Source organism: Hymenobacter coccineus (genome assembly GCF_001816125.1).
In the GTDB taxonomy this organism is placed as follows: domain Bacteria; phylum Bacteroidota; class Bacteroidia; order Cytophagales; family Hymenobacteraceae; genus Hymenobacter; species Hymenobacter coccineus.
The window spans coordinates 1-5,313 of record NZ_MDZA01000160.1 but is presented as its reverse complement, the minus strand read 5'-3'; the positions used below and the strand labels follow the sequence as shown (position 1 = coordinate 5,313).

At 62.4% G+C, this 5,313-nt stretch carries 7 protein-coding genes; 4 read left to right on the top strand and 3 right to left on the bottom strand.

The features are described 5' to 3' along the window. On the bottom strand, nucleotides 1–481 hold a 481-nt coding region (locus BEN49_RS10875), incomplete at its 3' end, for a response regulator (protein WP_141765645.1). Between the two features lie 249 nt (nucleotides 482–730). Between BEN49_RS10875 and BEN49_RS10870 the strand changes: the two genes are divergently transcribed. Beyond that, nucleotides 731–1,090: a hypothetical protein gene (locus BEN49_RS10870; protein ID WP_070743195.1), complete on the top strand. Its 360-nt coding sequence runs from the start codon at nucleotides 731–733 to the stop codon at nucleotides 1,088–1,090. Between the two features lie 119 nt (nucleotides 1,091–1,209). On the opposite strand, the gene kbl is transcribed toward BEN49_RS10870, so the two are convergent. Beyond that, the gene (kbl, locus tag BEN49_RS10865; protein ID WP_070743192.1) at nucleotides 1,210–2,406 is read right to left on the bottom strand and encodes a glycine C-acetyltransferase; all 1,197 of its coding nucleotides are present in this window, start codon (nucleotides 2,404–2,406) and stop codon (nucleotides 1,210–1,212) included. Nucleotides 2,407–2,433: 27 nt separating this feature from the next. Then, nucleotides 2,434–3,078, bottom strand: coding sequence for a PH domain-containing protein (locus BEN49_RS10860; protein ID WP_070743190.1), 645 nt, complete (start codon nucleotides 3,076–3,078; stop codon nucleotides 2,434–2,436). 235 nt (nucleotides 3,079–3,313) lie between these two features. Here BEN49_RS10860 and BEN49_RS10855 point away from each other — a divergent pair, with 235 nt between their 5' ends. The 3 genes from BEN49_RS10855 to BEN49_RS10845 all read left to right on the top strand — a co-directional run bounded on the left by BEN49_RS10855 (nucleotide 3,314) and on the right by BEN49_RS10845 (nucleotide 5,234). After that, on the top strand, nucleotides 3,314–4,297 hold the full coding sequence (locus BEN49_RS10855) for an NAD-dependent epimerase/dehydratase family protein (RefSeq protein WP_070743188.1): 984 nt from the start codon (nucleotides 3,314–3,316) through the stop codon (nucleotides 4,295–4,297). Between the two features lie 68 nt (nucleotides 4,298–4,365). Then, the gene (locus tag BEN49_RS26805; RefSeq protein ID WP_125916736.1) at nucleotides 4,366–4,812 is read left to right on the top strand and encodes a hypothetical protein; all 447 of its coding nucleotides are present in this window, start codon (nucleotides 4,366–4,368) and stop codon (nucleotides 4,810–4,812) included. A gap of 83 nt (nucleotides 4,813–4,895) precedes the next feature. Continuing rightward, entirely contained in the window at nucleotides 4,896–5,234 is a 339-nt protein-coding gene (locus tag BEN49_RS10845; RefSeq protein ID WP_070743184.1) for a hypothetical protein, read from the top strand. Nucleotides 5,235–5,313: the final 79 nt, after the last annotated feature.

Sequence of the window (5,313 nt, the reverse complement as noted above, 5' to 3'; positions counted from 1 at the left end):
GCACCTGCGCCAGTACGCCAAGCGCTGGGACCTGCCGCTGGGGGCCCTGGGCGGCCGGGGCGAAGGCCAGCACTTGGTGCAACAAGCTCATCCCCAGCTCTGAACACAGGTATTGCTCGCCGGCTGCCACGGCCCGGATGGCCGTGAGTAGCTCAATTTGCCCGGCATTTTTGAGCAGGTAGCCCCGTGCGCCGGCTTCAAATAGCTCCCCGATGCGCTGGGGCTCGGCTTCCATCGTGAGCACCAGTACGTGCAGGGCCGGGTACTCGGCGCGCAGGCGCGTGGTGGTGGCCAGGCCGTCGAGCACGGGCATGGCCAGGTCGAGCAGCACCACGTCGGCGGGCGTGGCGGGCAGGCAATCGAGCAATTCTTGGCCGTGGCTGGCTTCGCCCACCACCACTAGGTCGGCCTCGGCGGCCAGGAGGGCCCGCAGGCCGTTGCGCACAATGGAATGGTCGTCGACTAAAAATAGGCGAATCATGAACGCCTATGAAAAAAAGCTGGGTGCGGGCCCGCATCGGCAGCGCCGGCTGGCCGGAAAGGTAAAAGGGTACATAGTGCTGGTTATTAACGGTAAACGTTATAGCCAAGATAGTGGAATTTTTGAATATTCGACGGTTGTGCTAAGCTGGACATTAAGGGCTGGGTGAGGGGGCCGGCCCCCAACCCTGCGCGGGGCCCTGCGTTAGCAAATGCGCGCCCTTTGCGCTCCGTCTAATCAATTCCCACTATGAAAATCGCCACCGAAAAAGAAGATAAAGGCTTCCTGCCCGACGGCCGCCACTTGGTCGAAATCACCGCCATCGAAGAAGGCACCAGCGAGCACCAGAATGTGCCGTTTTTTGCCGCCCGCATGGAAAGCGCCGACGGCTTTGTGACCCAGCGCTTTTACAACTCACCCGCTGGCCACCCCATCATCCTGTCGTTGTACGCGGCCGTGGGCATTCAGCCCCACGACGGCAAAGACCTCGACACCAAGGAGCTGGTGGGCAAGCACCTATCGGTGGAAGTGAGCGACCACAGCTACGCCGACCCGGCTACGGGCAACGAGCGCAGCGTACGCCAGGCCACCGGCTTCCGCGCTGCGTAGTTGAATTAGGGGCCCCGGGGCCCTAAAAAAGAGGCGTCCCCCAGCTGGGGCGACGCCTCTTTTTTAGTTACTGTAGAACGGAGTGCCGCTCCATTCTACAATCCTTCTGTAACAATAGCTTACTTCAACACTTCCAGCGCTTTGCCCACCTTCACGAAGGCGGCAATGGCTTGGTCGAGCTGGGCGCGGGTGTGGGCGGCGCTGAGCTGTACCCGGATGCGGGCCTTGCCCTGCGGCACCACGGGGTAATAAAAGCCCACCACGTAGATGCCTTCGGCCAGCATTTGAGCGGCAAATTCCTGGGCCAGCTTGGCATCGTAGAGCATGACGGGCACGATGGGGTGCTCGCCGGGCGTGATGGCGAAGCCGGCGGCCGTCATCTTCTCACGGAAGTATTTGGTATTCTCCTCCAGCTGGTCGCGCAGCTGGGTGCTCTCCGTGAGCAGTTCCAGCACGCGCAGCGAGGCCCCCACGATGGCGGGCGCCAGGGTGTTGGAAAACAGGTAGGGGCGGCTGCGCTGGCGCAGCATGTCCACAATCTCCTTGCGGCCACTGGTGAAGCCGCCCATGGCCCCGCCCAGGGCCTTGCCCAGCGTACCGGTGATGATGTCGACGCGGCCCATCACGCCGCGCATTTCGTGGGTGCCGCGGCCGGTTTTGCCCAGGAAGCCGCTGCTGTGGCACTCGTCCACCATTACCAGGGCCTGGTACTTATCGGCCAGGTCGCAGATTTTGTCGAGCTGGGCGATGGTGCCGTCCATCGAAAACGAGCCGTCGGTGACGATGATGCGGTGGCGCGAACTCTTAGCCTGGGCATCCTGGAGCTGCTTTTCCAGGTCGGCCATGTCGTTGTGCTGGTAGCGGTAACGCTGGGCCTTGCACAGGCGCACGCCGTCGATGATGGAGGCGTGGTTGAGGGCATCGGAAATAATGGCGTCCTGCTCGTTGAAGAGCGGCTCGAACACGCCGCCGTTGGCGTCGAAAGCCGCGGCGTACAGAATCGTGTCCTCGGTGCCCAGGAACTCGGCCAGCTTGGCTTCGAGCTCCTTGTGAATGTCCTGGGTGCCGCAGATGAAGCGCACCGAGCTCATGCCGAAGCCGTGGGTGTCGATGGCGTGCTTGGCAGCCCGGATGACCTCGGGATGCGAGCTGAGGCCCAAGTAGTTGTTGGCGCAGAAGTTCAGCACTTCGCCGGCTTCCTCGGTTTCAATTTCCGCGCCCTGGGGCGAGGTAATCACGCGCTCTTTTTTGAAAAGGCCGTTGTCTTTAATTTCCTGGAGCTGCTGCTGGAGGTCGGGCTGGAGGGTGGCGTACATGCGGGCGGGGAGGGGATGGGGATAACGTTAGAACAAAGTTGGAACATTTAATTCGTCGCCGGGCAACCAGCAAATGCGGGGCCGCACCGTGGCGCGTTGGGCCGCCGGGATAAGCTCCTGGGGCCCCAGTAGGGAATAGTGTAAACAAGTCACCAGCAATTCGGTGCCATCCCGCAGCGTAAAAACTTGGTACGAATAGTTGCGCCAAACGGGGGGCCGGCCGGACCGGCCGTACGTGGTGTGCTCCGTTACCTGCACCACATCGGCCAGCGCAAAGTCCAACTCAACGTTCTGGTTGCAGTATCCGGCCCGTTGCCCGAGCCGGTCAATGGTGAGGGTAGCGTGCTGATCGTGCCGCCAGTAGCTGAAATGCCGCCGCAAGATGACGAACCCCAGCGCCAGGCCAAGCAACGCCAGCGGCAGCGCGACCAGCGCAGCACCTGCGCCGCTACCCGTCGCCGTGGCCAGCCAAGCAGCCGTTGCCAGCAAAAAAACCGCTACACTAAGCACGAGCCCGGACCAAAGAGCCGCCCGCCAGATGCGCGCAGTGAAAACGACCACGGGTTTGTCGAGCTTCTGACTGTCGAAATGCAGCGCGTAAGGATAGCCCAAAACCAATAGTGCCCCTAGCGCCACGAATCCAACGACAAACCAATTGAGCAGGGCCAACATGCGGCCGAATATACCGTAGAGCAAAGCCCTGCCGGTGCGCACGTCTTTGGCTGTTAGTGCTTCTTCAACGCCTGGGGCCCCCGGCGAGCGACTGAAAGCAACCGCGTGCCTGCGCCCCCTGGGGGCCCCGGCTGCCGTTCCGGCGCAGAACATGACCGCCCGACGGAGGCGGCGCGGCGGTATATTTGCGACTACTCTATAACCTTCTCCTTTATCTATTCTTTATTCTAACGCAATGACCACTACCCCCGATACCGATATTTTGCCCGGCACCGTGCTCGTCATCGGTGCCTGCGGCCAGCTGGGCCTGGAACTGACCGCCGCCCTGCGCCAGCGCTACGCGCCCCAAAACGTGGTGGCGGCCGACGTGCGGGCCCCCAAAAACCCGGAGGCCCTGGCCGGGGGGCCCTTCGAGCTGCTGGATGTGCTGGACAAAGACCGCCTGGAGGACCTCATCCGGCAGTACCGGCCGGTGCAGGTGTACCACCTCGCCGCTTTGCTGTCGGCCACGGCCGAGAAGGACCCGATGTTTGCTTGGAAGCTGAACATGGACGGCCTGCTGAACGTGCTGAACCTGGCCGTGCAGTACCAGGTGCCACAGGTGTACTGGCCCAGCTCCATCGCCGTGTTCGGGCCCGATACGCCCCGCGAGCATACCCCGCAAACCACCGTCATGAACCCCAACACGGTGTACGGCATCAGCAAGCTGGCCGGCGAGCAGTGGTGCGAGTGGTACCACCGCCACCACGGCCTCGACGTGCGTAGCCTGCGCTACCCGGGCCTCATCGGCTACAAGAGCCTGCCCGGCGGTGGCACCACCGACTACGCCGTGGACATTTACCACAAAGCCGTGGCCGGCGAGGATTTTTCGTGCTTCCTCAAAGAAGACACCTACCTGCCGATGATGTACATGCCCGACGCGCTAAAGGCCACTCTGGACCTGATGCACGCCCCGGCCAACCGCATCAAGGTGCGCACCAGTTACAACCTGGGCGCCATGAGCTTCGCGCCGGCCGAAATCACGGCCGCCATCCAGCAGGAAATTCTCAATTTCCACGTTAGCTACGCACCCGACGCCCGCCAGGCCATTGCTGATTCCTGGCCCGCCAGCATCGACGATAGCGCCGCCCGCGCCGACTGGGGTTGGGCCCCGGCGTTTGACCTGGCCAAGATGACCCAGGACATGCTGGTGCACTTGAAGGAATTGCAGCCGGCGTAGCTGCTGGGCAGCAGCGTAATTCAAGCCGAATAGCATTACCTTAGCGTATTCATTAGGTCTTGATTTATATGACTTTACGTTTATCTTCTGTTCTATTTCTTTTATTTCTTCTGGCTGGATTTCACGCTCAGGCTCAGGTGTATGAGCCGGGCTGGCTGGTGCGTGCCAATGGTGACACGCTGCGAGGGGAGCTGGAAAACGGATTTTGGCAGGAAGCGCCCTCTTTTGTTCGTTATCGCCCCGTGGCCTTGGGCGCCAGCCAGTTGTTTCAGGCGCGTCAGTTGCGAGCATTTGGCTTTGTGGGCGGGCGGTATTTTCGGCACGAGCAGCTGTTGCTCGACCAAGCCGCCGAGACACGCCTGCAAGAGCTGCCGCGCGGCAACCACGTGCGGCTGCGCGCCGACTCGGTACTGGCCGAGGTGCTGCTAACAGGCCCAGCCGAGCTGCTGCGGTTGCTGCTGCCGGGCGCCGCGCACTATGAGGTGCGCGCCCCGGCCAGCCACCCCTGCGCCTAAGCGAACGCAATTATCTGCTTGAAAGTAAAGCGGGTGGCAGCTGGAACATAATTGATGGCAACAATTACCGCAATCAGCTCGAATTGTATTTTGCCGATTGCCCGGCGGCCAGCCAGGCGGCAGCCACGGCGGCCTTCACGGCCGGGGGCCTGGGCCGCGTGGTGCAGGCCTACGCCACCGCGTGCAGCCCCGCCCGGCAGCCTGCCCACAGTTGGGTAGCCCAAGCCGCGCGGCGGCGGCGGGGGGCCTTTCAGGGAGGCGTGCTGGCGGGGGTACGCTACAACCGCCTGGAGAGCCCTGCCTATAATATCGCGGGCTACACCGACGGCGGGCTGCACCCCTTTGGCGGCCTCTATGCCGAACTGCTGCAGCCCAGCCGCACCACGGCCTTTTACGGCGAGTTAGAGCGGTTCTCAGGATGATGTACAGTACGGGAGTTATTTTTCCAGCGTGAAAGCCTATTCTCTTGATTTACGCGAACGTGTCGCGGCGGCTTGTACG

What these genes read in the sequence shown, in the direction of transcription:
- BEN49_RS26805 (WP_125916736.1), top strand. Translation starts at nt 4,366, where the DNA reads ATGACTTTACGTTTATCTTCTGTTCTATTTCTTTTATTTCTTCTGGCT.
- kbl (WP_070743192.1), bottom strand. Translation starts at nt 2,406, where the DNA reads ATGTACGCCACCCTCCAGCCCGACCTCCAGCAGCAGCTCCAGGAAATT.
- BEN49_RS10855 (WP_070743188.1), top strand. Translation starts at nt 3,314, where the DNA reads ATGACCACTACCCCCGATACCGATATTTTGCCCGGCACCGTGCTCGTC.
- BEN49_RS10870 (WP_070743195.1), top strand. Translation starts at nt 731, where the DNA reads ATGAAAATCGCCACCGAAAAAGAAGATAAAGGCTTCCTGCCCGACGGC.
- BEN49_RS10860 (WP_070743190.1), bottom strand. Translation starts at nt 3,078, where the DNA reads ATGTTGGCCCTGCTCAATTGGTTTGTCGTTGGATTCGTGGCGCTAGGG.